Origin of the sequence: Pseudomonas sp. NBRC 100443 (assembly GCF_030268185.1) — a bacterium.
Taxonomy (GTDB): domain Bacteria; phylum Pseudomonadota; class Gammaproteobacteria; order Pseudomonadales; family Pseudomonadaceae; genus Pseudomonas; species Pseudomonas citronellolis.
The window spans coordinates 1-435 of sequence record NZ_BSQE01000066.1 but is presented as its reverse complement, the minus strand read 5'-3'; the positions used below and the strand labels follow the sequence as shown (position 1 = coordinate 435).

1 protein-coding gene is annotated in these 435 nt (G+C 61.6%); it reads left to right on the top strand.

What is annotated here, in order from left to right:
- The coding region (locus QSJ95_RS32550) for a phage terminase large subunit family protein (protein WP_285647887.1) at positions 1-435 on the top strand (435 nt) is incomplete at both ends.

The window sequence follows — 435 nt, the reverse complement described above, 5'->3', positions numbered from 1 at the left end:
ACGACCTGATCCGGGTGGTCAACTTCGTGAAGTCGGCCCGGATTGGCTACACGAAGCTGCTGATGGCCAACATCGGCTACAAGATCCAGCACAAGCGCCGCAACGTGATGATGTGGAGTCCGACCGATCCGGACGCCGAGGACATCAGCAAAAGCCACGTCAACGGTCTGATCCGCGACGTTCCGGTCATGCTGGAGCTCGCGCCCTGGTTCGGCCGGAAGGACGGCAACAACACCTTGGACAACAAGGTGTTCTCGAACCGCCGCAACCTCTGGATTCGTGGCGGCAAGGCCTCCCGGAACTACCGAGAGAAGTCGCCCGACGAGGTGATCTACGACGAGCTGTCGAAGTTCGACGCTGACGTCGAGGGCGAGGGCTCGCCGACGTTCCTTGGCGACAAGCGTCTGGACGGCGCGGTCTATCCGAAGTCGATCC